The 26,277-nt window shown below is 65.4% G+C and carries 27 protein-coding genes; 8 read left to right on the top strand and 19 right to left on the bottom strand.

The window, feature by feature from the left end; genetic code table 11:
* The 8 genes from KCI33_RS18045 to KCI33_RS08685 form a co-directional block, all read right to left on the bottom strand.
* The coding region (locus tag KCI33_RS18045; protein WP_212524400.1) for an NAD(P)-binding domain-containing protein at positions 1 to 126 on the bottom strand (126 nt) is incomplete at its 3' end.
* Between the two features lie 49 nt (positions 127 to 175).
* The gene (locus tag KCI33_RS08715; RefSeq protein WP_212524394.1) at positions 176 to 1,240 is read right to left on the bottom strand and encodes a tartrate dehydrogenase; all 1,065 of its coding nucleotides are present in this window, start codon (positions 1,238 to 1,240) and stop codon (positions 176 to 178) included.
* A 34-nt stretch (positions 1,241 to 1,274) separates the two neighbouring features.
* Positions 1,275 to 2,108, bottom strand: a complete 834-nt coding sequence (locus KCI33_RS08710; RefSeq protein WP_212524393.1) for an SDR family NAD(P)-dependent oxidoreductase — start codon at positions 2,106 to 2,108, stop codon at positions 1,275 to 1,277.
* Between the two features lie 93 nt (positions 2,109 to 2,201).
* On the bottom strand, positions 2,202 to 3,230 hold the full coding sequence (locus KCI33_RS08705; RefSeq protein ID WP_212524392.1) for a LacI family DNA-binding transcriptional regulator: 1,029 nt from the start codon (positions 3,228 to 3,230) through the stop codon (positions 2,202 to 2,204).
* A 195-nt stretch (positions 3,231 to 3,425) separates the two neighbouring features.
* Complete coding sequence (locus tag KCI33_RS08700; protein WP_212524391.1) at positions 3,426 to 4,322, bottom strand: NAD(P)-dependent oxidoreductase; 897 nt, start codon at positions 4,320 to 4,322, stop codon at positions 3,426 to 3,428.
* Between the two features lie 69 nt (positions 4,323 to 4,391).
* Positions 4,392 to 5,894, bottom strand: coding sequence for a sugar ABC transporter ATP-binding protein (locus KCI33_RS08695; protein ID WP_249138984.1), 1,503 nt, complete (start codon positions 5,892 to 5,894; stop codon positions 4,392 to 4,394).
* A gap of 71 nt (positions 5,895 to 5,965) precedes the next feature.
* Positions 5,966 to 6,898: a sugar-binding protein gene (locus tag KCI33_RS08690; protein WP_212524390.1), complete on the bottom strand. Its 933-nt coding sequence runs from the start codon at positions 6,896 to 6,898 to the stop codon at positions 5,966 to 5,968.
* A gap of 108 nt (positions 6,899 to 7,006) precedes the next feature.
* Complete coding sequence (locus tag KCI33_RS08685; RefSeq protein WP_212524389.1) at positions 7,007 to 7,951, bottom strand: ABC transporter permease; 945 nt, start codon at positions 7,949 to 7,951, stop codon at positions 7,007 to 7,009.
* Positions 7,952 to 8,419: 468 nt separating this feature from the next.
* Here KCI33_RS08685 and KCI33_RS08680 point away from each other — a divergent pair, with 468 nt between their 5' ends.
* Entirely contained in the window at positions 8,420 to 9,109 is a 690-nt protein-coding gene (locus KCI33_RS08680; RefSeq protein ID WP_212524388.1) for an aspartate/glutamate racemase family protein, read from the top strand.
* Positions 9,110 to 9,176: 67 nt separating this feature from the next.
* Positions 9,177 to 10,232: an aldo/keto reductase gene (locus KCI33_RS08675; protein ID WP_212524387.1), complete on the top strand. Its 1,056-nt coding sequence runs from the start codon at positions 9,177 to 9,179 to the stop codon at positions 10,230 to 10,232.
* Between the two features lie 94 nt (positions 10,233 to 10,326).
* On the opposite strand, the gene KCI33_RS08670 is transcribed toward KCI33_RS08675, so the two are convergent.
* The 3 genes from KCI33_RS08670 to KCI33_RS08660 form a co-directional block, all read right to left on the bottom strand.
* A complete protein-coding gene (locus tag KCI33_RS08670; RefSeq protein WP_212524386.1) occupies positions 10,327 to 11,169 on the bottom strand; it encodes a universal stress protein in 843 nt (280 codons plus the stop codon).
* A 64-nt stretch (positions 11,170 to 11,233) separates the two neighbouring features.
* Entirely contained in the window at positions 11,234 to 11,704 is a 471-nt protein-coding gene (locus tag KCI33_RS08665; RefSeq protein WP_212524385.1) for a tripartite tricarboxylate transporter TctB family protein, read from the bottom strand.
* Entirely contained in the window at positions 11,691 to 13,199 is a 1,509-nt protein-coding gene (locus tag KCI33_RS08660) for a tripartite tricarboxylate transporter permease (protein ID WP_212524384.1), read from the bottom strand. The genes KCI33_RS08665 and KCI33_RS08660 overlap by 14 nt, the downstream gene beginning before the upstream one ends.
* 168 nt (positions 13,200 to 13,367) lie before the next feature.
* Between KCI33_RS08660 and KCI33_RS08655 the strand changes: the two genes are divergently transcribed.
* From KCI33_RS08655 to KCI33_RS08640, 4 genes are all read left to right on the top strand, one after another.
* Entirely contained in the window at positions 13,368 to 14,348 is a 981-nt protein-coding gene (locus tag KCI33_RS08655) for an NAD(P)-dependent oxidoreductase (RefSeq protein ID WP_349252194.1), read from the top strand.
* A gap of 86 nt (positions 14,349 to 14,434) precedes the next feature.
* Positions 14,435 to 15,016: a cupin domain-containing protein gene (locus KCI33_RS08650; protein WP_212524382.1), complete on the top strand. Its 582-nt coding sequence runs from the start codon at positions 14,435 to 14,437 to the stop codon at positions 15,014 to 15,016.
* A gap of 28 nt (positions 15,017 to 15,044) precedes the next feature.
* Entirely contained in the window at positions 15,045 to 15,629 is a 585-nt protein-coding gene (locus KCI33_RS08645; protein WP_212524381.1) for a hypothetical protein, read from the top strand.
* 73 nt (positions 15,630 to 15,702) lie between these two features.
* Positions 15,703 to 16,908: a tripartite tricarboxylate transporter substrate-binding protein gene (locus KCI33_RS08640; RefSeq protein WP_212524380.1), complete on the top strand. Its 1,206-nt coding sequence runs from the start codon at positions 15,703 to 15,705 to the stop codon at positions 16,906 to 16,908.
* 72 nt (positions 16,909 to 16,980) lie between these two features.
* On the opposite strand, the gene KCI33_RS08635 is transcribed toward KCI33_RS08640, so the two are convergent.
* Positions 16,981 to 17,418 (bottom strand): hypothetical protein, encoded by a 438-nt coding sequence (locus KCI33_RS08635; protein ID WP_212524379.1) that lies wholly within the window; start codon positions 17,416 to 17,418, stop codon positions 16,981 to 16,983.
* Positions 17,408 to 18,085: a class II aldolase/adducin family protein gene (locus KCI33_RS08630; RefSeq protein WP_212524378.1), complete on the bottom strand. Its 678-nt coding sequence runs from the start codon at positions 18,083 to 18,085 to the stop codon at positions 17,408 to 17,410. The genes KCI33_RS08635 and KCI33_RS08630 overlap by 11 nt, the downstream gene beginning before the upstream one ends.
* Before the next feature lie 133 nt (positions 18,086 to 18,218).
* On the opposite strand from KCI33_RS08630, the gene KCI33_RS08625 reads away from it, so the two are divergent.
* On the top strand, positions 18,219 to 19,934 hold the full coding sequence (locus KCI33_RS08625) for an ethanolamine ammonia-lyase reactivating factor EutA (RefSeq protein ID WP_212524377.1): 1,716 nt from the start codon (positions 18,219 to 18,221) through the stop codon (positions 19,932 to 19,934).
* 51 nt (positions 19,935 to 19,985) lie between these two features.
* Here KCI33_RS08625 and KCI33_RS08620 read toward each other — a convergent pair whose 3' ends face one another.
* The 6 genes from KCI33_RS08620 to KCI33_RS08595 form a co-directional block, all read right to left on the bottom strand.
* Positions 19,986 to 20,477, bottom strand: coding sequence for a hypothetical protein (locus KCI33_RS08620; RefSeq protein WP_212524376.1), 492 nt, complete (start codon positions 20,475 to 20,477; stop codon positions 19,986 to 19,988).
* The gene (locus tag KCI33_RS08615) at positions 20,474 to 21,064 is read right to left on the bottom strand and encodes a hypothetical protein (protein WP_212524375.1); all 591 of its coding nucleotides are present in this window, start codon (positions 21,062 to 21,064) and stop codon (positions 20,474 to 20,476) included. The genes KCI33_RS08620 and KCI33_RS08615 overlap by 4 nt, the downstream gene beginning before the upstream one ends.
* Before the next feature lie 118 nt (positions 21,065 to 21,182).
* A complete protein-coding gene (locus KCI33_RS08610; RefSeq protein ID WP_212524374.1) occupies positions 21,183 to 21,902 on the bottom strand; it encodes a sulfite exporter TauE/SafE family protein in 720 nt (239 codons plus the stop codon).
* Positions 21,903 to 21,916: 14 nt separating this feature from the next.
* A complete protein-coding gene (locus KCI33_RS08605) occupies positions 21,917 to 22,405 on the bottom strand; it encodes a hypothetical protein (RefSeq protein WP_212524373.1) in 489 nt (162 codons plus the stop codon).
* Positions 22,406 to 22,455: 50 nt separating this feature from the next.
* Positions 22,456 to 23,742, bottom strand: coding sequence for a Rieske 2Fe-2S domain-containing protein (locus KCI33_RS08600; RefSeq protein WP_212524372.1), 1,287 nt, complete (start codon positions 23,740 to 23,742; stop codon positions 22,456 to 22,458).
* Positions 23,743 to 23,877: 135 nt separating this feature from the next.
* Positions 23,878 to 24,993, bottom strand: a complete 1,116-nt coding sequence (locus KCI33_RS08595) for a hypothetical protein (RefSeq protein ID WP_212524371.1) — start codon at positions 24,991 to 24,993, stop codon at positions 23,878 to 23,880.
* A gap of 451 nt (positions 24,994 to 25,444) precedes the next feature.
* Here KCI33_RS08595 and KCI33_RS08590 point away from each other — a divergent pair, with 451 nt between their 5' ends.
* Positions 25,445 to 26,275, top strand: coding sequence for an IclR family transcriptional regulator (locus KCI33_RS08590; protein ID WP_212524370.1), 831 nt, complete (start codon positions 25,445 to 25,447; stop codon positions 26,273 to 26,275).
* Positions 26,276 to 26,277 lie beyond the last annotated feature (2 nt).

Genomic DNA, 26,277 nt, shown 5'->3' with positions numbered 1-26,277 from the left:
CAGACCCGCAACCCGCCCCGCATCCAGGTCCGCACCGAACACCCGATGCCCCGCACGAAGCAGCGACTGCGCCATGCCGTAGCCCATCGAGCCGAGGCCCACGATTGATATTGTTTCTCGTTTCATTCGCTCATTCCAGCCTTTCGGTTCTGCACCAGCGCCCTCTCGCGCCCCGTCACAGGGCCGCGATGACGGCCTGCGTCACGTCGCGTGTCGTCGCCCTGCCGCCCAGATCGGGCGTGTGACAGGCGGCGTCCGCCGTCACGGTCTCGATCGCCGCCATCAGCCGCGCGGCGGCCTCGGTTTCGCCCAGATGCTCCAGCATCATGCTGGCCGTCCAGAACGTAGCGATCGGGTTGGCCACCCCCTTGCCGGTGATGTCGAAGGCCGAGCCGTGGATCGGCTCGAACATCGAGGGCGTGCTGCGCGCGGGGTTGAGGTTGGCGGTCGGCGCGACCCCGATCGAGCCAGACAGCGCGGCCGCCAGATCCGACAGGATGTCCGCGTGAAGGTTCGAGGCGACGATCGTGTCGAGCGACGCGGGGTCCAGCGTCATCCGCACGGTCATCGCGTCGACCAGCATCTTGTCCCATTTCACGTCTGGGAAATCCTGTCCCACCTCGGCGGCGATCTCGTCCCACAGGACCATCCCGTAGCGCTGCGCGTTCGATTTGGTGACGACGGTCAGCTGCCGGCGCTGGCGCGAGCGGGCCAGCTCAAACGCGAAGCGCATGATGCGCTCCACCCCGCCGCGGGTGAAGACCGACAGCTCGGTCGCCACCTCATGCGGCAGGCCCCTGTGGCTGCGCCCGCCCTGACCGGAATATTCGCCCTCGGAATTCTCGCGTACGATCACCCAGTCGAGATCCTCGGGACCGACGCCGCGCAGCGGGCTGGTGATACCCGGCAGGATGCGCGTGGGCCGGACATTGGCGAACTGGTCGAGCGGCTGACAGATCGCCAGGCGCAGCCCCCAGAGGCTCAGGTGGTCGGGCACGTCCGGTGCCCCCACCGCGCCAAACAGGATCGCGTCGAAGGCGCGCAGCCGGTCGGCGCCGTCCTCGGGCATGAAACGCCCCTCGCGGCGGTATCTCTCGGACCCCCAGTCGAAGCGCTCCACTTCCAGCGCGAAGCTGCCGAGATGCCCCGAGAGCGCCTCCAGCACCTCGAGCCCGGCCTCGACGACCTCGACCCCGATGCCGTCGCCCGGGATTGCCGCGATCCTGTAAGCGTTCTTCATGGTCTGCTCCTGCCCGTTGCCAGCGCCGATCCGGTCACTTTTTCACCCAGTCCTTGAAGGCCTCGCCGAAATCGGGATGCCAGCGCGACAGCGGCGGGCGGTTCTCGGTGATGTCGGCGGCGGCCCACAGGATGCGCTTTTCGTCGGTGGCGCGGTCGACCTCGTTGTCCGGGCACAGGATGTAGAAGTCCGAGCGGCCCAGCGCGTCGAACAGGAAATCGACCACCTGTTCCGGGGTCCAGGCGCCCGCCGGCTTTTCGGTGCGGCCGCGCGCGGTGAGCGGCGTGAACACGAAACCGGGGATGAAGAGCCGCACCTCGACCTGGCAGCCGGCGGTTTCGCGCAGCTCGTGCTGCAGCGCCTCGGTGAAGGCTTTCACGCCGGCCTTGGACACGTTGTAGGCCGGGTCGCCGGGCGGGGTGGTGATGCCCTGCTTGGAGCCGGTGTTGACGATCAGCCCCGGGCGCCCGGAGGCGATCATGCCCGGCGCGAAGATCTGCGCGCCGCGGATGATGCCCCACATGTTGACGTCGATGATCCGCTGCCAGTTGCCCTCGGCATCGAAGATCGAGCTGCCCGGCTGCATCCCGGCGTTGTTCATCAGGACGGCCACCGGCCCAAGATCGCGCGTGACCTGCGCCTCGAGCGCGCGCAGCTGATCGGGATCGGCGACATCGGTGGCGACCGCGATCACCTCGGCGCCGCTGCCGCGCAGATCCTCGGCCGCCTGGTCCAGCCGCTCGCCGGCGAGGTCGGCGATGCAGACGCGCATCCCCTGCCCGGCCAGGCGCCGCGCCGCCTCAAGCCCGATGCCCGACGCGCCGCCGGTGACGACCGCCACGTTGCCGCTTTGAATTGCCTTGTGCATCTGTCTTCTCCTGTCATTTCCCCGGCACGCCCGGCGGGCATGCGCAAGGGGCCTTCGCATGGGGTGCGCCCCTACGGGCGCGCGGGGGCGCGCCTAGGCGGTGGCCCCCTCGAAAATCTCGAACCCGGTGTCGATCTTCGTGGGTTCCGACGGCCGGTCGGGGGTTTTCAGGATCGTCTCAATCGCCACCCGGCCGATCCGGTGACGGTTCGAGCGCACCGTCGAAAGCGGCTGCGGCAGCTGGCGCCCGATCTCCAGCCCGTTGAAGCCGAAAACCGCCAGGTCGTCGGGCATGGAAAGCCCGGCCCCGAGACAGTGGAACACCCCGCCCACCGCCATGTCGTCGTTCGAATATACGGCCACGTCCACGGCCGGGTCGCCGGACAGCAGGCGCGCCGTCATGTCCTTGCCCGCGCCGACCGAGCTGGGCGCATTGGTGATCGCCTGCGCGGCGATCGACAGCCCGGCGTCGCGCAGCGCCGCGCACAGCCCCTCGTAGCGCAGCTTGGCGCGGCTGTCAGCCTCCCAGTCGTGGCCGACATAGCCGAAGCGGCGATAGCCCTTTTCCACCAGGTGGCGACCGCTGGCGTAGCCGGCGCTGCGGTGCGACATGCCCACCGCCACGTCGATCGGATCGCCGTCGATCTCCATCATCTCGACGACCCGGCCCTCGCTGTTCATCAGCATGCGGCGGGTGGCCTCGGTGTGCTCCAGCCCGGTGACCAGCACCGCCGCGGGTTTCCACGACAGCAGGCCGCGCACCATGTTCTCTTCGGCCTCGATGTCATATTCGCTGACGCTGATGACGGCCTGGATTTCATCCGCCTGGCCGAGCCCGGCATGGATGCCGCGCAGCACCTCGGGGAACACGATATTCGACAGCGACGGCACGACGACACCGACCAGATGAGTGTTCAACGAGGCCAGCGCCCCCGCGATCCGGTTGGGGACATAGCCAAGCGCGCGCACCGTCTCCATCACCTTTTCCCGGGTTTCATCGGCGACCGGACCCTTGTTGCGCATGATCCGCGAAACGGTGGACTCGCTGACCTGGGCACGCAGGGCGACCTCCTTGACCGTGACCTTGCTTTTCCTGTCGGGCAGCCGCCGTTTCGTTCTCATCCCTGACCCCTTGTCACCTTGCGCCTGTTGCCGGGATGCAGCCACAAAATGCGGGCTGCAACCAGGACGGCCTCCTACTTTCTCACAGACCAGCGGGCAAGGCACTTGTCCTTTCCGGCCGTCCGGGTCAGGCAGGTCGTCTCTTGCATCTCGGTGACCACGCGCCCCGCCCGATCTGCGGGGCGCGTGTTCCGGTTAGTCCTGCTTGACGTATTTGCGCCAGGAATGCTCTTCCTTGAAGCCGAGAACCTCGCGCGCCTTGCGGTTTGACAGGAGCCCCTCGAATTCGCCCAGCTCGCGCTTGACCGGCACGCCGGGATAGAACCGCTCCAGCAGTTCGGCGGTGGGCAGATCCGACGAGGTCTCGTCATTCGCGGCGTTGAACACCTCGAAGCCGAGGCCGTCCTTCTCGATCGCCAGCTTGGTGATCTGGCCCAGGTCGCGCGCGTCGATGTAGCTCCAGGTGATGCGCTTGCGGAAGCCCGGATCGGCGAACCATTTCGGGAACAGCTCGTATTCATGCGGCTCGATCACGTTCCCGATGCGCAGGGCGTAGATGTCCATGCCGGTGCGCAGCGCGAACGCCTGCGCCGTCTTTTCGTTCACCACCTTGGACAGCGCATAGCTGTCCATCGGATCGACCGGGTAATCCTCTTCCAGCGGGAAATGCACCGGGTCGCGCGGCTCGTTCGCGAAGACCAGGCCATAGGTGGTTTCGCTGGAGGCGATGATGACCTTCTTGATGCCCAGCTTGGCGGCGGCCTCGATCACGTTATAGGTGCCCATCGCGTTGATGCGGAACACCTCGTTGTCGGGGGTCAGCATGATGCGCGGGATGGCGGCGAAATGCACCACCGCGTCCACCGGCTGCGGCCGCAGCGAAGGGTCAAACTCATGCAGGCCCATGTAGCTGGACAGGGCGTTGAAGACCTGCCCGCTGTCGGTGATATCGGTGATCAGCGTGCGGACCGCCGGATTGTCCAGCGGCTTGGTGTCGAGGTTCAGCACCTGATAGCCCTGATCGACGAGGTACTTCACGACATGCCTACCGGCCTTGCCGCTGCCGCCCGTGAACATGATGCGTTTGGTCATAGAGGTCTCCGTTCCTTCCAATTGAATTCTCTGGCGCCCGGAGGCGCGGCCGGACAGCGCCGGCTCCCGTCAGCCGGTCGCGGCCAGCATGACGCTTTCCTGGGTCGCCTCTCCGCGCGGCAGAACGCCGTTGATCCGGCCCTCCTTCAGCACCACGACGCGGTCGCTGATGGCGAGGATTTCGGGCAGGTCGGAGGACACGACGATGATCGAGATCCCCTCCTGCGCGAGCTTGTTGAGCAGCGTGTGCACCTCGGCCTTGGCGCCGATGTCGATGCCGCGGGTCGGCTCGTCCACGATCAGGATGCGCGGCCGGCGCGCCACCCATTTGGCGATCACGACCTTCTGCTGGTTGCCGCCCGAGAGGTTCATCACCTTCTGCTCGGGGCCGGGGGTCTTGATCGCCAGCGAACGGATGAAATCCCCGCAGCGCGCGCTTTCGCGGCGGCGGTTGACGAAATCGAAGCGGCAGTAGTCGCTCAGGTGGGTCAGACTGAAATTCTCGCGCACCGACATGCCCAGCACCAGCCCCTGGCCCTGCCGGTCCTCGGTGACGAAGCCGATCCCCTGTTCGATCGCGTCCGAGGGGTTGCGGATTTCCACCTTGCGCCCCTCGATCGAGATCTCGCCGTCATGGGGGCGGCTGCCGAAGATCATCTCCATGACCTCGGTGCGCCCTGCCCCGACGAGGCCGAAGAAACCCAGAACCTCGCCCCTGTGCAGATCGAAGTTAACGTCCGCCACCGACGCCCCCTGCGCCGTCCGGTGCCGCAGGCTCATGTTGCGGACCGACATCAGAACCTCGTCGCTGGCATGGGACTCGTGCTGGCCGAACAGTTGCGACAGGTCGCGGTCGACCATCTTGCGCACCAGCCGTTCCGGCGTCATGCGGGCGATGGGCTGGGTGTCCACGGTGGCGCCGTCGCGCAGCACGGTCACGCGGTCGCCGATCGCGAAGATCTCGTCCAGCCGGTGCGAAATATAGACGATGCCGATGCCCTGCGCGGCCAGCTTGCGGACGATGCGACTGAGCGTCTCGGCCTCGTGATGGCTGAGCGAGGCCGTCGGCTCGTCCATGATGAGCAGTTTCGAGCGATAGGAGATCGCCCGCGCGATCTCGACCATCTGCTTCTGCCCGATGCTCAGGTTCCCGACCAGGGCCGACGGGTCGATGTCCATTTCCAGCTCGCGCAGCACGGCCCGCGCCTCGGCCTGCATCAGGCGCCTGTCGAGCAGCCCGGCCGGCCCCACCGGCTCCCGCGCGAGAAAGATGTTCTCGGCGACGGTCAGGTTATCGACCACCGCCAGTTCCTGGTAGATGATGCTGATGCCCAGCGCCCGCGCATGAACCGGGTCGCGGATGATCACGTCCTCGCCCTCGACGCGGATAATGCCGCCGGGATCGGCGCGGAACACCCCGGTCATGATCTTCATCAGGGTGCTTTTTCCGGCGCCGTTCTCGCCGGCCAGCACATGCACCTCGCCGCGGTTCAGCATCAGATCGACACGGTCCAGCGCCTTCACCCCGGGAAAGGTCTTGGAGATATTGTGCATTTCGAGAAACGGCGACATGGCTTGGCCCTGCAGTATGAGGTCGGGGATTGGCAGAACCCCGAGGGGTTCTGCCCAGTTCTTGATGCGGCTTACTTGGTGTAGCTGCCGAGGTTGTCCGCGTTGACGACGGTCACGCCCGTGTCGATGTTCTGCGGATTGGTCTCTTCGCCCTTGATCTGGGCCACCAGGTGCTCGACGGCGAGACGGCCCATCGTGACGGGGCGCTGCACCATGATGCCGTTGATGTAGCCGTCCTTCACGCCCTTGATGGTGTCGGGCAGATCATCGAAGGCGAAGACCTTGAGCTGGCCGGCGCGGTCCGAGAACTCACGCTGGGCCAGAACCTTGGCCACGGCCGGGCCGCCGACCTGGCTGATGCCGAAGATACCGGCAAGGTCGGGGTTGCCGCGCAGCAGCGCCTCGGTCACCGAAACGGCGCGGGCGAGGTCGTCCTCGGTGCCTTCGGTCGCGACGATCTCGATGTCGGGATATTCGGCCAGCGCCTTTTTCACGCCGTCGATCCGCTCATTCAGGTTGGACGCGCCCAGCTGGCCGGTGACGATCGCGACCTTGCCCTTGCCGCCCAGGGCTTCGGCCATGGATTTGCCCATGGTCACGCCAGCCTCTTCGTTGATCGTCCCGATATACATGCTGCGGGCGCTGTTGGCGCTGTCGCTGTCGAAGGTCAGCACGGCGATGCCGGCCTCAACCGCCTGGCCGATGATGCCCTCGACCGATTTCGGCTCGTTCACCGAGATCGCGATGCCGTCGACATGGCGCGCGATCAGATCCTCGATGATCTTGACCTGGGTGGAGCCTTGGGTGTTCTGCGGCACGACCCACTGGTAGTTCACGCCCAGCTTGTCGGCGGCTTCCTGTGCGCCGGTGTTGCAGTCGTCGAAGAACGGCACGGCGACCTTCGGCACGACGGCCACGGTGATGTCCTTGGCCATTGCCGTCGTCGCGGCAAGCATCGAGAACGTTACCAGCGCGGCGCGCGCGGATTTCGCGAAGATATTCATTGTCTTTCCTCCTCTGCGGGCCCTGTCCGAGCCCATATTGAACCAGTCTGTCAGTCGATATTTCCGTGTTCTTGTTCTTGTTTTCGCTTGGTCAGTTCGATGTCTCGGTCAGCCATTCCCTCCCGTGTATCGGTTGCGCAGCACGTCCAGGCTGACGGCGATCAGGATCACGCCGCCGGTGATGGCCTGCTGCGCATAGGTATTGATGTTCAGAAGCACGACGCCGTTGGCGATCACGCCGACGAGCGCGGCACCGATCACCGCGCCGGTGACGCTGCCGATGCCGCCGGCCAGGCTGGCCCCGCCGATCGCCGCCGCGGCGATCACGTCAAGTTCCGAGCCGAAGCCCGAGGCGGGCTCGGCCGAGAGGTAGCGCGAGAAGCCGATCACCCCGGCCAGCGACGCGATGGTCGAGGACAGCACATAGACCGCCAGCTTGATGCGATTGACCTTCACCCCGCTCAGCCGGGCGGCGTATTCGTTGCCGCCGGTGGCGTAGACATGCCGGCCGAACCGCGTGCGGCGCATGACGATGGCGAAGATGATCATCAGCGCCACCATGATGATCACCGGCACCGGCACCGGACCGACATAGCCCTGCCCGATCACGGAAAAGATCTCGGGCGTTTCGGGCGTGACCGGCACGCCGTGGGTTATCATGTACATCATGCCCCGGCCGATGCTCAGCGAGCCCAGCGTCGCGATGAAGGGCGGCAGGCCGATCGCGGTGATCAGCAACCCGTTGAACAGCCCGAAGGCCAGCCCCGTGCCCAGGCCCGCCGCGATCGCCGCCGCGGTGGAATAGCCCGCCCCGAAGGTCAGCGCCGTCACCAGCGAGGCCAGCCCCATCGCCGACCCCACGGAAAGGTCGATCCCGCCGGTGATGATGACCATGACCATGCCGATGCTCATGATCGCCGTCAGCGAAAACGCGCGGAACACGCCCATCAGGTTGTTCGTGGTCAGGAAATAGGGCGTCGCAAGGCTGATCAACGCCCCGACAAGCAGCAGCGCGACCAGCACGCCGAATTCGCGCATGTGGCGCAGCTCCATCACACTTCCCAACAGGGTGCGTTCCGTCTGTTCGGACGCTGCAACCTCATTGCCAGACACAGTCATTTCTTTCCTCCCAAGCGGTCCGTTCCGGGCCTCCTGCGCGCCGCTGCGGCGCGCCTCCGGCGAACCTGTTTCGCCGCAGGCCGGCGCTGTCGGCCTTGTTTTGCGGGCCTCAGGTTTGTGACAGCGCTGCCATGACAGCGCTGTTATTAAAGCGTCAGCAGAGATCGCCCTGTCAACGATGTTTCACGGGGAGGGTTTCAATTTTTTACATATAGCTGTTTTTACTTGATATTTTGAAACAAAACCCGCCGATCAAATCCCCAGAAGCCGCCAAACCGCCCATGTTCCCCCTTGCGAAACGCGACATTCCTGACTCAAAGTGGCACCGCTGTCATCTGGTCGATATTTCCGCAATCACGCGCCAAAACATCACAAGAAAACGCAAAAGCAACAGGGCAATCAATGACTTCTGGGAAAACCGCACAACAACGCACCCTCGGCCTGATTCACACCGTCCCGGGGCTGATTCCGGTTCTGGAACCTCTTCTGGCCGCAACCCTCAGGGAGTGGAGGGTGTTCAACCTCGTCGACGAGAGTCTGCTGAAAACGACGATCGCGACCGGCCACCTGACCCGCCCGACCATGCGGCGGCTGCTGCAGCACGTCTGGTCGGCGACGGATGCCGGAGCCGATGCGATCATGGTCACCTGCTCGTCCCTGGGCCAAGCGGTCGAGGCGGCGCGGCCCTTCTGCACGGTGCCGCTTGTGCGGATCGACGAGGGCATGGCCATCGAGGCCGTCGCGCAGGGCGGGCGCATCGGGGTGCTGGCCACCCTGCCGACCACGCTGGAGCCGACGACCGATCTCATCCGCGCCACCGCCGACAGGATGGGCGCGGGCGACCGCAGCATCGTCAGCCATCTGTGCGAGGGCGCCTTCGACCGGCTGGTCGCCGGCGCGACGGAGGATCACGACAGGATGGTGGCCGACGGGTTCCGGACGCTGGCGCAACAGGTCGACGTGATCGTGCTCGCGCAAGCGTCGATGACCCGCGCACTGGCCGGCCTCCAGCTCGGTGCCGACGCGCCGCACGTGCTCAGCAGCCCGGAACCGGGCGTGCGCCACCTGCAGACCATCATCACCGCGCCCTAGGACCTCGGGACGCGATACGCGGGCCACACGGGGGGCCGCGGCCGCAATACAGAAACGGGAGGACAGAATGGAATACAGAACACTGGGACGATCGGGGCTGAGGGTCTCCGTGCTGACGATGGGCACCTTCACCTTCGGCGGCAAGGGCGACTTCGCGATGGTCGGAAAGCACGGCGTCGACGAGGCGAGGCGTCTGGTCGATCTGTGCATCGACGCGGGCGTGAACCTGTTCGACACCTCGAACATGTACTCGACCGGCGCGTCCGAGGAGATCCTCGGCGAGGTGCTGGACGGGCGCCGCGACGACGTCCTGATCTCGTCGAAGGCGCGGATGCGCATCGGCAACGGCCCGAATGACGAAGGCGTCTCGCGTCACCACCTGATCCGTGAGTGCGAGCGCAGCCTCAAGCGCCTGCGCACCGATCATATCGACATCTACTACATGCACGAATGGGACGGCGTGACGCCGCCCGAGGAAATGCTGTCGGCCCTCGACACCCTCGTGACGCAGGGCAAGATCCGCTATGTCGGATGCTCGAACTATTCCGGCTGGCACATCATGAAGACGCTGGCCGTCGCCGACCGCGACCGGCGGCCGCGCTTCGTGACGCAGCAGATTCACTACACCCTCGAAGCGCGCGAGGCGGAATACGAGCTGCTGCCGATCTCAGTCGATCAGGGGCTCGGCGTGCTGGTCTGGAGCCCGTTGGCCGCGGGCCTGCTGACCGGAAAGCACCGCCGCGGCAAGGAGACCCCGGAGGAGTCCCGCCAGTTCGCCGGCTGGACCGAGCCGCCGATCCGCGACGAGGAACGGCTGTGGGATATCGTCGAGGCGCTGGTCGAGATCGGCGAACAGCATGGCGTTTCCGCCGCCCAGGTCGCGCTGGCCTGGCTGCTGGAGCGCCCGGCGATCACGTCGCTGGTCATCGGCGGGCGCAACGAGGCGCAGTTCCGCGACAATTTCGCCGCGCTGGACCTGAAACTGACGCCCGAGGACCGCGCAAGGCTGAACGCCGTCAGCACGATCCCGTTCATCTACCCCTACTGGCATCAGCGCAATTTCGCGAAAGACCGGTTCAGCCCGGGCGACATGGCGCTGCACCAGCACTTCGCCGAGGATTGAGCCCCGGCGACGCGCAACGCATGCAATCCGGGTCCGGCGGCGGCGGCCGCGGGGCCCGGGTTGTCTTGCCGCCACGGCGGCGGGGAACGATCGCTCAGTGCGACATGAACACCGGCTTGCTGAGCGACCGCAGCACCTCGTTCGTCACGCCACCGAGCAGGTCCTCGCTGAACTTCGAGTGCTCGTAGGCCCCCATGACGAGAAGCGTCGCGCCCAGATCGTTGCAGGCGTCGATCAGGCTGCGCGCGATCGAATGCTCGCGCTTGCGGACCACATATTTCGCGTCCACGCCGTGCCGCTCGATATGGGTCAACAGGCGGCGCGTGGCGGCGTCGGGCTCGGACTGCCGCTCATCGCCGATGCGCAGCAGGGTGAGGTTGTTGATCGGCGGCAGGATATGCAGAAGGTCCGAGACCGCCTTGGCCGAGGTGCGCTTGCCGTCCCAGCCGACGACCACGTTGTCGCACATCTTGGGGGCGCCGGTCAGCTCGGGCACGACGATCACCGGCTTGCCGCTGCGCAGCGCGATGACATCGGGGTGGATTTCGAGCTGCTCGCCGTATTCGCTCGGGCTGTATTTTCCCACGATGGTCAGGTCGAAGGTCCGCGCGATCTTCGAGATCGCATCGTCGGCCATGCCGCGCAGCCCCATCCAGTGCACCTTTGCGGGATCCTTGGCCTCCGCGATCACGGCGCGGAATTTCCCCTCGACGCCGGAGACCACCTCCTTCTGGATCTTTTCGGCCAGTTCCTGGAACTGCTGGGACAGGCCCTCCGGCAGCCAGCCATCGACCGACTCGATCGAGCGCGGCGCGCCATGCGCGAACACCCCGGTCAGATGCGCATCGCGCTTCGCCGCGATCGCGAGCCCCAGGCGGAGCGCATGGTCCGAAGTGTCGTTACCGTTGTAGGCCACGAGGATGTTTTTCAGTGACATGTCTCTTCCTTCTGTCTTGCCGCGAGCCGACATGGCCCGATCCGGCCCGGAATGTGGTGCCCGGTCATTGCAGCAGCGCCCTCAGGATCAACCCTTCGAACAGCTGCAACTCCAGCAGGTACTTGAAGACGCCGATCAGGATGGCGAAGGTCCCGATCCCGGCGAACAGCGCGTGGCGGTAGTCGCGGCGATGGCTCCAGCCGACATAGATCAGCACAATCAGCGACCCGCCCACCAGAAACCCGAAGCCGAGAATGGCGCCACCGAAGAGCCCGAGCCAGATGAACATGGCGCGCTCGCTATGCGCGCCCTCATCCCCCGCCTCGGTGCCCTCTTCCACCGGGATCTCGACCCTGACGGGCCTTTTCAGCACGTCGATGGCCAGCTGCGCGATGCACATCAGCAGCCCCGGCACCGCCACTACAAGTGGCATCGCAGCGGCCTTGCCCGGCAGCGCCAGCGCCATCGCAATGGCCGCCGCAAACAGTCCGATCATCGCGATCGTGGTCAGGTTCTTCTGGTCAAGCTTGTTCATGTGTCCCCTCCCTGGGGCGGTGCGCCCTGCGCTCCCGCAGGATGTAGAAGACGACGGTCAGCACGATCAGCGCGATCAGGACCAGCGACAGCGGCCGCAGGAAGAACGACGGCCCCCAGATCGCCATCGCCTTGTGCAGCGAATCCTCGGCGATGCCGCCCAGCACGAGGCCAATCACGAAGGGCGGGCGCGGCCAGTTGTTCTTTTTCAGGAAGTAGCCAAGCGCGCCGATCCCGAGAACCAGGACAATATTCTCCCAGGCGCCTTCGGACAGATACGCGCCCAGAAAGGCCAGCACGAACACGAAGGGGATCAGCAGGAAGCCCTTGACGAACACCAGCAGCGAGAACGTCGGCGCCATGCCGAGAAAGACGAAGACCGACAGGAAATTCGCCAGCGCCAGCGCCCAGATCAGCGACCACACCATGTCCATGCCGGTCAGCGCGATGCTCGGTCCGGGCTGGATGCCCAGCATGACGAAGGCGCCGATCAGGATCGCCATGCCCGAGCTTCCGGGAACGCCGAAGAACAGCGTCGGCAGGAGCGAGCCACCCTCCTTGGAATTGTTGGCGGTTTCTGGCGCGATCACTCCGCGCACGTCGCCTTTGCCGAAGGTTTCGGGGTTATTGCAGGTCTGCACCGCGTGGCCATAGCACATCCACGAGGCCGCATCCCCGCCCAACCCCGGGATGGCGCCGATCGCGGCCCCGATGATCGAGGTGCGGAAGGTCAGCCAGGGGTGGCGGAACACGTCGAGAATGCCCTCGATCACCTGGCCCATGTCATAGCGCGCCATCTTGCCCGACGCCCCGGCGATCGAGCCGCCCTTGACCCCCAGCGACAGCATTTCCGGGATCGCGAACATGCCCAGGACCGCGGCCACGACATTCACGCCATCCCAAAGGAAAAGCTGATCGAAGGTGAACCGCTGCGAGCCGGTGTGCGGGTCGAGCCCGACCAGCGAGACCAGCAACCCCAGCATGCCCACCGCCACGCCCTTGAGCAGCGACCGCCCCGACAGCATTGCGATGAAAGTGATGCCGAAAATGGCCAGCAGGAAGAACTCCGCCGGGCTGAAGGCCAGCACGACCGGACGCAGCACCGGCAGGGTGGCCGCCAGAAAGAAGGCGCCGATGATCCCGCCCACGCCCGACGCACCCAGCGAGGCGCCCAGCGCCCGGCCCGCCTGCCCCTTCTGCGCCATCGGATAGCCGTCCACGATGGTCGCCGCATCCGCCCCGGTGCCCGGCACCCCGAACAGGATCGACGGGATCGAGCCGCCCGTATGCACCACCGCGTGCATCGCCAGCAGAAAGACGGCACCCGCCAGCGGGTCCATGCCAAACACCATCGGGATCAGCAGCACGATCCCCAGTTTCCCACCGAGACCGGGCACCGCGCCGAAGAACAACCCCAATGGAATTGCGAGCAGGATCAGCCCCATGAGATGCGCCGACGTCAGGATATTGAACAACGGCGTGAATATGGCGTCCACGTCAGGCCACCTCCCCTGTTTTTCCGGCCGCCGGTCCGGCGCCGCCCCTGCGGGCATCCGGCCGGACCGAGGCCCGATTACCTCGCCGCCACCTCCCTGTGGCACCGACCTCCCCGGCAACCGTCTCCATGAGACTGAAATCTGTCAATTAAGTTATGGACCGCAGTTTTGCATAAAGGAACACTTGATCGGTTTTCATTGCCCACCCTCTCTCCGGCCCCAACTATCGCGCGGCACAACCAGCCCCCGCAGGGCGCGAAAAAGGAGGAGTTCGCAATGAACGCAGCTGGCTTCATCGGAGTCGGAGCAATGGGGGCTGAAATGGCCGGACACGCGGCGAAGGCGGGCTTCATCGTCCATGCCCACGACCCCGACCCGGAGGCCGCGGCAAACGCGGCCCGTAAGGGCGCGAAAATTTGCCCGTCCTTGGCGGAAATGGCCCGGCTCGCCGATGTCTTCGTGGTCATGGTCGCCACGGACGCCCAGAGCGAAAGCGTGGTAAACGACCTGCTGGCCTGCGGCCTGGCGCTGGGCGCCACCATCGTGATCGCGGCCACGAACCACCCCAAGACCATGGTGACCCTGGGCGAGAAATGCCGCGCCGCCGGCGTGGGATTCGTCGATGCCCCGGTCTGTTACGGGCTGCAAGGCGCAAAACAGGGCGCGCTGATTTCCCTGTGCGGCGGCACCGCCGAGGACATCGCACGGATCACACCGCTGCTGATGAGCTACAGCAGCAGCGTCGAGCATCTGGGCGAGATCGGCTGCGGGCAGATCGGCAAGACCTGCAACAACATGATGCACTGGGCCGCCTGCGTGGCGAATTACGAGGTGCTCGCCCTCGCCAAATCCTGCGGCATCGACGCCCAGGCCATGCGCGAGACGCTGCTGAAATGCCCGGCGCGCAACACCACCCTGGAACGCTGGGACACGACCCGCTTCACCTGGCACCAGAAGGACATGGATGTCGCCCTCGACCTGTCGCAGATGGCCGGCCTCGCGCTGCCGCTGTTCGGCGCCGTGGACCAACTGGTCAAGCGACTCGGGCCGGACCTTGTCCGACAGCTGCTGCACGAGGAAAGAGCCTCATACCTGGGGCAGGAAATTCCGGTGACTCCCCTGTCGCAACTGGCCAAGTCATCACTTTAGTTCCATATAACAGAACACCTTGCCATTGACGGGAACGGAAAATTCCCCATAGCATCCCACCATTACCGTCAAATCAGGGAGGGACCATGTCTGAACCGACCGAAACGGCCACCGGGCTAGGCCACAACAGCGAAGCCGGACGCGACAAGGTCGTCTGGGAACGCTGGACCCGCAAGCGCACCTTCGTCCGCGCCCTCGAAGGCAATTACAGCGAGATGCGCGACGATCTCTACAACCAGCCGCGCATCTACAAGACCTCGGACCTGAAGTGGAAAGGCGGGCCGCACAATTTCGGCAAGAAGGTCATCAACCCTCAGGCCAACCGCATCGCGCAATCCATCGAGGCGCATGTGGACGCCTTCGCCCCGCACGGCTACGGCCAGATCCACGGCCACATGAACTCCGCCGTGTTCTTCGTCCTCAAGGGCAAGGGCCACGACATCCACGACGGCCGCCGCATCGACTGGGAGGCCGGCGACGCCCTGATCGTCGAAAACGGCTGCGTGCACCAGCACCTGAACGACAGCGACGACGAAACCTATGTCCTGGTCCTCAAGGCCAAGCCGCTGTTCCTGTTCATGCACATGGTCTTCCAGGAAATGGTCCAGTTCCCGCCGACAGAGCCCGTGACGGGCCACGAAGACTACCACCCGCCCGCAAGCCTCTGAGCCCCGGCAGGAATAGGGAGAGAAGACAATGGAAGCATCGACCTTCGCAGACGCCACCGAACGCGCGCGCGCCAAGACCGGCCGCGAGGCGAATTTCTACGCCGAGGCCCTGAAAGCCAGCGCCGAGTTTCGCAAGGAATACGAGCAGCGCCTGAACGTCGTGAACCACGACCAGATGCCGATGGAACGCACCGCCGACGGCCTGATCAAGCACATCATCAACGAGAGGATGGACACCAAGGAGTGCTGCCTCGACATCTACATGCAGTTCGTCGACGCAGGCAAAGCCACCGGCACCAGCCGCCACCTGACCGAGGAGGTGGCCTTTGTGATCGAAGGCACCGGCTACGACCTGCATTATGACGTGCATTTCGAGTGCAAGACCGCCTTCGAATGGACTTGGGACACCACCCCGAAGAAATACGAATGGGGCCCCGGCGATTTCATCTACGTGCCGCCCTACGTCGCCCACAAGCGGTTCAACACCTCGGACATCGAGGCCCGCATCATCGTGTGCAACAGCCGCGTCATGAAGGCGATCGGGCTTGACTGGTTCGATCAGCTGGAACCCGCAGAGGGCTTCGAAGACGTCTGGGTACCCCCCGAAGACTGACGACTTTTTCTGGCCGGCACGCACCGCAACGAGAAAATCAACGCGTGCCGGCCATCCAACCAGGGAGGAAGAAATGAAGAAGTTCATGGTCGCAGCGGTGCTGCTCGCCAGCTCCATAACGCCCGGCTGGGCGGATGGATATTTCAAAGGTAAAACAATAACCTACATCATCGCCACCAACCCGGGCGGCAATTACGACGCCTATGGCCGCCTGATCGGGCGCCATCTGGAGGGCAAGCTTGGCGCGAAAAGCGTCGTGTTCAAGAACATCCCCGGAGCGGGCCATATCGTCGGCGCCAACACCCTGCACTCGTCTAAGCCCGACGGCTTGACGATCGGGACCTTCAACACCGGGCTCATCTATTCGCAGTTGCTCCAGACCGAGGGGCTGAACTTCGATCTCGGCGAGATGAGCTGGATCGGCAAGGCGGCCTCGGACATGCGCTCTGTCGTGCTGAGCAGCAACAGCGGCCTGAAGAGCTTCGAGGATCTCCTGAACTCCGAAAAAAAGGTGCTCTTCGCCGGGGCCGGCATCGGATCGGCCTCGTTCACCGAAACCATGATGCTGCGTGACGGGCTTGACCTGAACATCGAGATGATCCCCGGCTACAACGGCAACGAAGGCGAAATGGCGATGCTGCGCGGCGAGGTTGCCGGGCAGGTCAGCTCCTACGACTCGCTCCGCCCCTTCGTGGAGGCCGGCAACGGCTTTTTCGCGCTGCTGGTCGGCGGCGACAAGCAACCCCAGGCCATCGACTATGCCAAGACCGAGAAGGGCAAGGCCATCGTCAGCCTGATCGACGCCACATCGAACCTCGGCCGCCTGACCGCCGCGCCCCCGGGCGTCCCGGCGGACGTGCTGGAGGAGCTGCGCGACGGCTACATGGCGGTTCTCGAAGACCCCGCGTTCCTGGCCGAGGCCGAGAAACTGGGCCTCTCCATCCAGGGCGTGCGCGGCGACAAGGTGGCCGAGATGATTCAGGCCGCACTCCAGCAAAGCCCGGAGACACTCAAGATCATCTCCGCGGCGATGAATGTCGAGGTGCCGACGCTGAAGGTCCGGAGCGACATCCTTTCGCTGGAGGACAGCAACAAGATCATCGAGTTCAACGCCGGCGACCAGAAGGTGAAGGCCAAGATCTCGGGCTCACGCACCAAGGTCACCGTCGGCGGGGCCGAGGCCGACCGAAAGCAGCTTGTCGTCGGCATGAACTGCGCGATCGAGTTCGACCCCAACCACGAGGAAAACGAACCCTCCGTGATCGCCTGCAACAGCTGATACCACCCCTGAAGCACAAGACAGAAGAGCGCCAGAGGGCGCTCTTTTTTCGCAGGGATACCCGCCGCGCCGTCAGTGCGAATGCCCGTGCGGGTGATGGTGATGGTCGTGGTGGTGGTCGTGTTCCTGCTGGTAGCGCCGCGCGATCCGGGCGGTTTCGGCATGACCAGCGGTCACGGCCTCGATCACCGGACGGAACAGATCGGCCTCGGGCGGCAGCTGCCCGGCGATGAACCCGGCCAGGCGCGCGAAGGCGATGGCCTGGCAGGCAATGGCATCGACGGCCTCGTCGTGCTCGGCGGCGTTTGCGTCGCTCAGCGCCCGGCGCATGCCCGCCCTGAACAGCTCTTCCATATAGGCCGCCCGACCCTCGGCGGCCGCGAGGTTCCGCGGCCCGCCGGCCTGGCCGTCGCCACCCCCGGCAGCGAGCCCCAGCATGCGCCCCATCGCGCGGAACTGCTCCTGCAGGTCCAGCCCCACCTGCACGTTATCGTCGATCTCACCGCACATCTCGCCCTCCTCCCGGCGAATGGAAATTCCAGCATTTTTCATAGAGGGTCGCCGAGGCCAGTGTCTTCCGGTATTCCTCGACCTCGCCTTCGGGGATCGGCCGTATCGCCCCCAGCATCGCGCCCCGATAGGCGCGCTCCGCATTCTGCTCCAGATAGATCGCGCGGCAAACCGCCTCCGGCAAACCCGACCCCACCAGCACCGATCCGTGCGCACGCAACAGGATCCCCGGCGCCCGCCCCAGCAGACCCGCCACCGCCGCGCCGCGGTCCGGCGCGCTGATCGAGTGGCTGCTGGGATAAACGGGCAGATCCGGCACCAGACTGCCCTGCGGCATTACCACCGGCAGAGGCGTTTCCGTCGCCGTGAACAGCGTGCTCCACCTGGGATGGCCGTGCACCACCGCCACCACGTCGGGCCGCGCCCGGTAGATTGCCGTGTGCAGGGGCGCCTCGTTGGGCGGGCGGTCGCCCTCCAGCACCTCGCCGCCTGCGCCGACATGCGTAACCTGCCGGGGCGTCATCGCCCGGCGGTTCGACGGGCCCGAATTGATGAGATACCCGCCGCCCGCCACGCGGCACGAGACGTGGCCGTTGTAGTCGAGAACACCCGCCTCGACCAGGATCGTGACCGCATCGCAGATCTGGGCGACCTGAGGATCATCCATCACAAACTCCCCTCTGCCCGGCGGCCCCGGACAATTCGCCCTTTGCCGCAAGCAGTTTTCCATTGCAGCCACGCTACGCGGCAGATACGTTTTCGTCAATGGACCATCAATCCGCATAAAGGAACGCCCTCGGATGCCGAACGACAACGAGACGCCCAAGCGCCACACCGTGGATGACCATATGTTCGGCGATTTCTTTCCGCATGAGCACGGGGACGACGCCGATCACGACCACGACGACATCGACCCCGGCCCGCTCGAGGACAACCCGATCTGGCAGCGCGACAATGTCGCCCTCAGCTCGGTCGGCATCGACATCGGCTCGGCGGGCACGCAGGTCATCTTCTCCAACATCCACCTGCAGCGGGTCGGCTCCAGCCTGGCCAGCCGCTATGTGATCGTCGACCGCAAGACCGTCTACGAGTCGCCCGTGCGGTTCACGCCCTTCCTCGATGAGAGCAACATCAACGGCCGCGAACTGGGCCAGATCATCGACGACGCCTATGCCGCCGCCCAGGTCCGACCGCGCGACATCGACACCGGCGTGGTGATCCTCACCGGCGAGGCACTGCGCCGGGAGAACGCCGAGGCCATCGCCTCGATCGTCGCCGAGAAGGGCGGGGATTTCATCACCGCGACCGCCGGCAACCACATGGAGGCCATGCTGGCCGCCTACGGCTCGGGCGCGGCCAAGGCCAGCCACTCCGCGCAGAACCGTATCCTGAACATCGACATCGGCGGCGGCACGACGAAGCTTGCCCTGACCGAAAAGGGCAACGTCATCTGGACAGCGGCCCTGCATATCGGCGGGCGGCTGATCGCCACCGAGGACGGGCGCGTCACCCGCCTCGACCCGGCGGGACGCCACCACGCCGTGCAGGCGCGGATCCCCGTCGCGCTGGGGGATCCCTTAAGCGCCGGGCAGTTCGCCCCGATCGCCGGGCACATGGCCGACCTTCTGGTGCGCGCCATCACCGAGCGCCCCCTGTCGCCCGAGATCGCCGGGCTGTTCCTGACGGACATCCCCGAGGATTTCTCGGACATCGCCGCGGTGATGTTCTCGGGCGGCGTGGGCGAATACGTCGCCGGGCGCGAGACGCGCGATTTCGGCGACATCGGCTTCCATCTCGGGCGGGCCCTGCGCGCGCGGGCGCTGGCGGGCGATTTCGGTGCGCCGATGGTGCCGGCCGCCGCCTGCATCCGTGCCACCGCCCTCGGCGCCTCGGAATATTCGGTGCAACTAAGCGGCCAGACCAGCACCATCACCGCGCCGGGCAAGATCCTGCCCCGCCGCAGCATGCAGGTGCTGAAGCCCGAGATCGACCTGTCGCAGGAGCCGACGCCGGACGAAATCGCCGCCAGGATCGCCTTTCACTTCGACTCCTTCGACCTGACGCCGGCGGAGAACGAGGTGGCGCTGGCCTTCGAATACGACCAGCCCCCGGAATACCAGTCGATCCACGCCCTGGCCGCGGGCATCGCCCAGGCTATGGCGCCCCGGCTGGCCACCGGCGCGCCGCTCTACCTGATGATTGACGGCGACATCGGGCAGACCCTCGGCGGCATCCTGCGCGAGGAGCTGGCTGTGGAAAACGAGCTACTCGTCCTCGACGGCATCAGCCTGCGCGATTTCGACTATATCGACCTCGGCAAGATCCGGCTGCCATCCTTCACCGTGCCGGTCACCGTCAAGTCGCTGCTGTTCTCGGAGGATCCGCGCGGCATGCGCCGGCATGAGCGCATCCATTTCGCCGAGCCCGCCAAGGCCGAACAGTCGCGCCATTCCCACCATCACGGCCACGGGCACCGCCACCACCACGGACACGGCCACCACCATCACCACGACTGACCGCCGGCCGGGCCGGCGCGGCACCCTGGAGCCCACTGCTGGCCCGGAGGCTCAGCCGAGTTTCACGAACGCCATGGCGATCCCACCGGCGACCAGCGGGATGATGCAGGCCGAGGCCAGCCTGAGACGCAGGAACCCCGCGCCCAGCAGCGGAATTTCGTAGATCAGGATCCGGTGCGCCGCGAACACCGCCCAAGAGGTAAGGAAGGCAACCAGCGCCGGCGCCGACGCGCCGCTCTTGACGAAGACCGCCGCGATCGAGAAGGCGATCACAGGCCCGGCCGGAACGATGATGCCAGCCAGGCTGGCGATCACGATGGACAGAAAACCCGACTCCTCCCCCAGGAAGCGCGAGATGAAGGCGCTGGGGATGAGCTGGGCGATGAAGCCCGCCGCCATCAGCGCCATCAGCATCCGGGGCACCAGCATCGCGAACTGCTCGATGAAGCGCTGAACGATGGGCGCCCAGGGCTGCTCCTGCCGGACCGCCACCACCAGAAGGGCCGCCAGCACGACGAGCAGGAAGATCAGCCCCATGCTCATCGCTCTGCCCCCTCTCCGGCCTGGGGAAATGTCAGATTCCAAGTGATGCGGCGCGCGATCAGCCCGGCCAGGATGGGCATGGTGCAGCCGGCGGCAAATCGCAACAGCGCGAATTCGGTCCCCATGAAGGGCACGTCCCAGATCACGACCCGCTGCAGCCCCAGCGTGGCCCAGGCGGTTATGTAGCACACCAGCGCACCCCGGTCCGCGCCGGAAACCGCCAACACCCCAAGCAGGGCATAGGCAGAGGACGGACCGCCGGGCGTGATCGTGCCCGCCAGCAGGGCGACGATCAGGCCGCGCAGGCCCGAGTTCTGGCCGACCAGCGAGGCGACCCTGTCGCGCGGCAGGATGGCCCAGATGATCGCCGCCACCGCCAGCGCCACGCTGGCCCGCGGCAACAGGCCGGCCAGCAGGTGCATCTCCTCGGTCAGAGTGCCCGAAAAAACCTCCGGGCCGCGCAGGATATAACACGCCGCGCCGGTGGCCGCCGCGAAGGCCGCGAAGCCCTGGAAACTGCGACCGAAGGCATTTCTCGCGACGCCCTCGCGCCAGTCCCGGTCCCTCAGAAAATGGAATTTCCTCATGTATCACCGATCGCCGCCAGCATGGAAATCATGGACCCGCCAAAGGCGAGAAAAAGCAGCTTGAAGAGAGGATGCGCCCGGGGGCGCAGCCTGACGTCGTCTTCCTCTCGCCCCGCCCTCAGAGATGGGCCAGGTGCGAAAAGCTCTCGTAGGCCAGCGCGCCGCCGACATAGAGCGCCACGCCGCCGATGGCGAGCGACGTCGCCAGCCGCATGGCCGGGCCGCGACGGTGGAGAACAACCAGCGGCAGGCTGACCACCGCCGAAAGCGCCGCCATGCCCATGATCGAGCCAAGGCCGAAGACCGCGGCATAGAGATACGCCTGCCATGGCTCCTGTATTGCCGCGACCATCAACACCAGCAGCCCCGCGGAGCCCGCAGCGCCATGCATGAGGCCGACCACGACCGGCTTGAGCCCCGACAGGCGGGAGGCGTGGCCGTGGTCGTGCCGCGCCTTCGCCGCCGCATCGACGGAGGCCTCGTGGCGGTGCAGATGGATATGCTTGTGCCCGCTGTGCTCATGGACATGCGCGTGGTAGCCGCCGCGACGGAGCTTCCGCAGAACGTTGAGACCGAGCAGGACGATCATCACGCCCACGGCGAACTCCAGAGCGCTTTCCACCCGCTCGGAGATCGTCAGGCCGAACAGCGTCACCACGGAACAGATGGCAAACAGGGAAATGGTATGCCCCAGCCCCCAGAAAGCGCCGCGCCGCACCAGCCGCAGCCGGTTCTCCTCCTTGTCCATCATGGTCGCGACGGCGGCCAGATGATCGGCCTCCAGCGCATGCGCCATGCCGACGAACATCCCCAACGGGAGAAACGCCAAAGCGTCCATTCAGTTTCCTTTCATCAGGCGCGCAATGCACTCAGCATTGCCGGCACATAGTCGTTGTCGCTCGCCACCACGAGCACGGAGGTGAAGGGCCGCAGCGTGTTGACGACGGCATTGACCCTCTCGTCCGACGCCCCCTGCCCGAGTGTCAGGCCAACCGTCATGATATTGCGATGGTAGGCTTCGCGGGCGATCACCTCGGCGGCACCGGCATTCGAATGCTGCGAGCTCAGCAGGATGACCACATTCGCCCCCTGAAGCTCCTCCGACAGAAGCGCGGGGCTGCCGTCCGGGGTGCTGAGCGGCAGGTCGTCGATGCCGGTCTCGTCGGGCACGACGTCGCCCCTGGTGGTGACGGTCAGGAAATGCGCCCCGTTCCAGGGCGCCTCGGTGATGGCATACATTGCCTCTGCGGCATGCTGGTCCAAGGCGAAGACCCGCGAGACCCGAGCCTTCGAATTGGGATACTGGACGCGGAACCGTGCCTCGGCTGCGGTTGCGGCCAAGGCACAGCTGCTCAACATCGTCGGGCGGTACTGATCGGCCATCCGCGGCCTCAAACCGATGTCTGCTTGACACCCGGCCGGACGGTCAGGTCTTCCTTGCAGGCCTCCTTGAAGGGCTGATCCTGCGGAAGAACCTTGGCCACCGAGCGGACGAGCTGGTGTTCCTTCACGCGGCCGGGGGGCTGGACGCCCTTGTCCCGCAGGGCCACTGCGGCCTTGCGCAGACGGTGGCGCGCCATGATGATGCCGTTGTCCGTCGAGACCAGGTTTTCCTTTGTGCGGTCGGCGATGGGGCCCATGCTTTCCTGCAGGCTGGAATCCTGAACGGCGATCCCCCAGATGCCCGAATAGGTCTCGCCGCGCTTCTGGGCCTCGCGGTCCATCATGTAGTCGTTGTCCTTGTTCTGAAGCGGGCGGAAGGTGCCGGGCACATATTTGCAGTGCACGCCGTAACCGGCCTCCAGCGCCTCGCGCTCCTCCTTGGTCAGCGCGCGGGTGGGGTGATAGTCAAAGCTCCACGCCCAGCAGTTCTCATCGTCGATCGGAATCCAGAAATGGCCGTGCACGGGGTGGTCGCCGCGCGGCGGAACCATCGTGAAACTGGGCATGACCCAGGGCGTGATCCGCCAATAGTACTGATCTTCCTCGGCCATCCGGCGCGCGCCGATATAGAGGCCACCATCGGACTCAACCACTTCGAAGACCGGCTTCTTGTCGGCAAGGTTGTACTTGTTGCCGCCCGCGCCCCTGAACAGCGGGTCGGTCTGCAGGTTGCCCGAATGCAGGAAGGACACATGGCTCGAGTCGATGCCGCCCTCCATCGCCTGCAGCCAGTTGCATTCCTGCCAGCGCTTCGAGGTGAAGGTCTGTTCCGCGGGCACGGTGGCGAATTCCCAGACCGGCATCTCCGGCCGCTGCTCCTTGTCGCCCATATGGGTCCACAGGATGTCGCCGATCTTCACCAGCGGATAGCCTCGCAGCTTGATGCTTTCGCAGAAGCCACTTTCCTCGGGCTCCGACGGCACCTCGATGCACTGGCCGGTGTAGTCGAATTTCCAGCCGTGGTAGGGGCAGCGCAGCCCGCCCTCTTCGTTGCGCCCGAACCACAGGGAGGCGCCGCGATGGGCGCAGAATTCGTCGATCAGCCCGTAACGCCCCTTGCTGTCGCGGAAGGCGATCAGACGCTCGCCCAGCAGTTTCACGCGAACCGGCGCGCAGTCGTCTTCGGGCAGCTCCTTGGCAAGAAGCGCCGGGATCCAGTACTGCCGGAACATATCGCCCATTGGCGTGCCGGGGTCGGTCCGGGTCAGCAGATCGTTTACTTCTTTACTGAGCATGGTTTCTCTCTCCCATGAATTGATGGGCATCCTGTCCTGCCCACCGTGACGTTGACTGCGACCAGCGAGGTCGCGAAAGCGGCCGGAGTGGCCTGGCGTCGCGCGCACCAAGCCGGCCGGAAACTATATCGCGGCTCACGATTTCGGCGGGAGATCCGCCAATTCCGCCTCGTAGGCCGCTTCCATCTGCGGCGTCAGGCCGTTCCGGGCCAAGGCGTCGGAGAACATGGAGCGGATTTCCGCACTCTCATCGGCATAGTCGATCTGGTCGCCGCCGATGCGCTGCGAGATCCAGGCCTTCGGCACACCCTGGGCGTTGCGGATCGCCACGCCCTCGTATTTGAACGCCAGGTAGCGCGCCGGCGTGGTGCCGGTGTTGAAATGCTGGTGGTACCACATGTTCGGCGGCGTCACCAAAGTGCCCGGCTTCCAGTCGTAACGCTGCGGCTCCTCGCCCTCCGGCCACATCAGGCTGTAGCCTTCGCCGGACAGGATGATGACATGCGCGCCGGGGCCGTGGCGGTGACATTTCTTGTATGTGCCGACGGGGAACTGGCTGATGTGGCTGTTCATCGAGCACTTGGCCAGCTGGAAGCGGATATGCCCGCCACCCGCGCCACGCTCCTTCGCCTCGATCAGCGGCAGGTTCACGGCGTCCGCGACGAAGTTGGTCTCCATCAGCAGGCCCTTCTGCTCACCCTGGTCGGCGAAATAGTCCGGCTCGCCCGAGAACCGCCCCTTGAAGTCGTAGGAAGTGCCGTAGATGAACTCGGGATCCTCGTAGACATTCATCAGCGGCGGCAGGTTGGTCACCGAGACGAAGCGCGCGGGCTCCACCCCCGAGCCGTTGAAATGCTGGTAATGCGCGTTCAGCGGGATGCCGAAGATCGCGCCCGGCCCCCATTCGAAGCTGACCTTGTCGCCGGCATCGTTCCACACCATGGTCGAGCCGCGCCCCGACAGGATCAGGACGGTTTCCTCGTAAAGCTGGCGGATCGGCTCCAGCTTCTTGCCGGCCGGGATCTCCATCACGAAACAGTCGTTCGAGGTGCGCGAGGCGTCATGGTTGATGAACACCGCGTTGCCACCGCGACGCGCCCAGGGCTTCAGTTCGACCTCGTGCAGACTCTCGACATAGTTGCCGTTGATGATGTCCAGGCCTTCGGCCGCGATGAAGCGGGTATAGGGCGTTTCCTTTTCGGTTTTGAACTTCTCCGCAAGCCGGTCGGAAACGATTGCTGACTTAACCATTGGGCCTCCTCATCCACATGTCGGTGTGTCGGCGGTTATTCCGCCCGGAGGCCGGAAAACCATTGCAGTCAGCTTATGAGACGGCTAATGTTCCGTCAATGGACCGTCGATCCACATAGGGGAACGAAATGAATGTCATTTTCCGGAAAACTGCCCTGATATCAGCCCCGTGAGACGCCGCAGTGCCGGGAAAGCTTCTGCGAGCCAGGTCGCGCCGCATCGGCAGCCACGAGGAAGGCGGGCGGGGACTGCATTTTCAACCACACCGCGAGGAGTGATTTTTTGCAGCGGAACAGGATACTTATGCCGCTTCAGCCGCAGAATGCCGCCAGCAGGCGCCGCCCGGATCAACGCGGCGGCGCGCGCGAGGAAGCGGTTTCGTTGACATTCCAACCGCGACGCTGCGAAAGTGTTCCCTTATTCCTATAAGCGGAACACGAAAGAACTGTTCATGGAAAACAAACCGGAAACCAATCGCGTCGAAAAGAATCGCAATCCGCGCCGGGACGGCGGCCGCCTGTCGTCGGTGACGACCGCCGTGCACCTGATGAAAACCTTCTCCGAGGAGGATCAGGAACTCGGGATCAGCGAGCTCGCGAAACGGCTCGGCGTCGCGAAAAGCACCGTCCACCGCCTCGCCTGCGCCCTGCTCGACGAGGGGCTTCTACAGCAGAACCCCGAAAACGGCCGCTATCGCCTCGGCGTCGGGCTGTTCATGCTGGGCGCCCTGGTGCGGGCGCGGCTGGATGTCGCCAGCGAATCCAAGGTGATCCTGACCAAGCTGCGCGACGAACTGAAGGAAAACGTGCGCCTGGCCGTGCTCGAACGCGACAACGTCGTCTTCCTGCACGACTTCGAAAGCCCGCAGGCGGTGCGGATCCGCTCCAAGACCGGCCAGATGCGCCCGGCCTTCTGCACGGCCGAGGGTATCTGCCTGCTCGCCGGCCTGCGCGAGCCGCAATTGACGGCCTTTTTCGACCATCCGCGCGTGGCACGCACGAAGAACACGATCACCGACGAGGAAACGCTGCGCGCCAATATCCGCAAGGTCAAGCGCAAGGGCTACTACTTCGAGGATGAGGAATGCGACGCCGGCACGCGCAGCGTCGCGGCGCCCGTCTTTTTTGCCGACGGCACGATTGCGGCGGCGATCGGCGTCTCCGGCCCGCGCTCGCGCCTGCGCAAGAGCCAGATCGACAAGCTCGCCCGGCGGGTGATGGAGGCCGCGGACGAGATCTCGCTGCATCTCGGCTACGGCCCGCGGGAACGAATATACATCTGACA

This window comes from Actibacterium sp. MT2.3-13A, assembly GCF_018139985.1.
Lineage (GTDB): Bacteria > Pseudomonadota > Alphaproteobacteria > Rhodobacterales > Rhodobacteraceae > JAGSOU01.
This window is presented reverse-complemented; position numbering and strand designations above follow the sequence as displayed.

Excerpts from the sequence above, each read along its gene's own strand:
- KCI33_RS08665 (WP_212524385.1), bottom strand. The coding sequence starts at position 11,704 with ATGAACAAGCTTGACCAGAAGAACCTGACCACGATCGCGATGATCGGA.
- KCI33_RS08620 (WP_212524376.1), bottom strand. The coding sequence starts at position 20,477 with ATGAGCATGGGGCTGATCTTCCTGCTCGTCGTGCTGGCGGCCCTTCTG.
- KCI33_RS08615 (WP_212524375.1), bottom strand. The coding sequence starts at position 21,064 with ATGAGGAAATTCCATTTTCTGAGGGACCGGGACTGGCGCGAGGGCGTC.
- KCI33_RS08600 (WP_212524372.1), bottom strand. The coding sequence starts at position 23,742 with ATGCTCAGTAAAGAAGTAAACGATCTGCTGACCCGGACCGACCCCGGC.
- KCI33_RS08650 (WP_212524382.1), top strand. The coding sequence starts at position 14,435 with ATGTCTGAACCGACCGAAACGGCCACCGGGCTAGGCCACAACAGCGAA.
- KCI33_RS08610 (WP_212524374.1), bottom strand. The coding sequence starts at position 21,902 with ATGGACGCTTTGGCGTTTCTCCCGTTGGGGATGTTCGTCGGCATGGCG.
- KCI33_RS08675 (WP_212524387.1), top strand. The coding sequence starts at position 9,177 with ATGGAATACAGAACACTGGGACGATCGGGGCTGAGGGTCTCCGTGCTG.
- KCI33_RS08700 (WP_212524391.1), bottom strand. The coding sequence starts at position 4,322 with ATGACCAAACGCATCATGTTCACGGGCGGCAGCGGCAAGGCCGGTAGG.
- KCI33_RS08680 (WP_212524388.1), top strand. The coding sequence starts at position 8,420 with ATGACTTCTGGGAAAACCGCACAACAACGCACCCTCGGCCTGATTCAC.
- KCI33_RS08640 (WP_212524380.1), top strand. The coding sequence starts at position 15,703 with ATGAAGAAGTTCATGGTCGCAGCGGTGCTGCTCGCCAGCTCCATAACG.
- KCI33_RS08715 (WP_212524394.1), bottom strand. The coding sequence starts at position 1,240 with ATGAAGAACGCTTACAGGATCGCGGCAATCCCGGGCGACGGCATCGGG.
- KCI33_RS08710 (WP_212524393.1), bottom strand. The coding sequence starts at position 2,108 with ATGCACAAGGCAATTCAAAGCGGCAACGTGGCGGTCGTCACCGGCGGC.
- KCI33_RS08685 (WP_212524389.1), bottom strand. The coding sequence starts at position 7,951 with ATGGAGCTGCGCCACATGCGCGAATTCGGCGTGCTGGTCGCGCTGCTG.
- KCI33_RS08635 (WP_212524379.1), bottom strand. The coding sequence starts at position 17,418 with ATGTGCGGTGAGATCGACGATAACGTGCAGGTGGGGCTGGACCTGCAG.
- KCI33_RS08690 (WP_212524390.1), bottom strand. The coding sequence starts at position 6,898 with ATGAATATCTTCGCGAAATCCGCGCGCGCCGCGCTGGTAACGTTCTCG.
- KCI33_RS08625 (WP_212524377.1), top strand. The coding sequence starts at position 18,219 with ATGCCGAACGACAACGAGACGCCCAAGCGCCACACCGTGGATGACCAT.
- KCI33_RS08670 (WP_212524386.1), bottom strand. The coding sequence starts at position 11,169 with ATGTCACTGAAAAACATCCTCGTGGCCTACAACGGTAACGACACTTCG.
- KCI33_RS08590 (WP_212524370.1), top strand. The coding sequence starts at position 25,445 with ATGGAAAACAAACCGGAAACCAATCGCGTCGAAAAGAATCGCAATCCG.
- KCI33_RS08645 (WP_212524381.1), top strand. The coding sequence starts at position 15,045 with ATGGAAGCATCGACCTTCGCAGACGCCACCGAACGCGCGCGCGCCAAG.
- KCI33_RS08595 (WP_212524371.1), bottom strand. The coding sequence starts at position 24,993 with ATGGTTAAGTCAGCAATCGTTTCCGACCGGCTTGCGGAGAAGTTCAAA.
- KCI33_RS08695 (WP_249138984.1), bottom strand. The coding sequence starts at position 5,894 with ATGTCGCCGTTTCTCGAAATGCACAATATCTCCAAGACCTTTCCCGGG.
- KCI33_RS08705 (WP_212524392.1), bottom strand. The coding sequence starts at position 3,230 with ATGAGAACGAAACGGCGGCTGCCCGACAGGAAAAGCAAGGTCACGGTC.
- KCI33_RS08630 (WP_212524378.1), bottom strand. The coding sequence starts at position 18,085 with ATGGATGATCCTCAGGTCGCCCAGATCTGCGATGCGGTCACGATCCTG.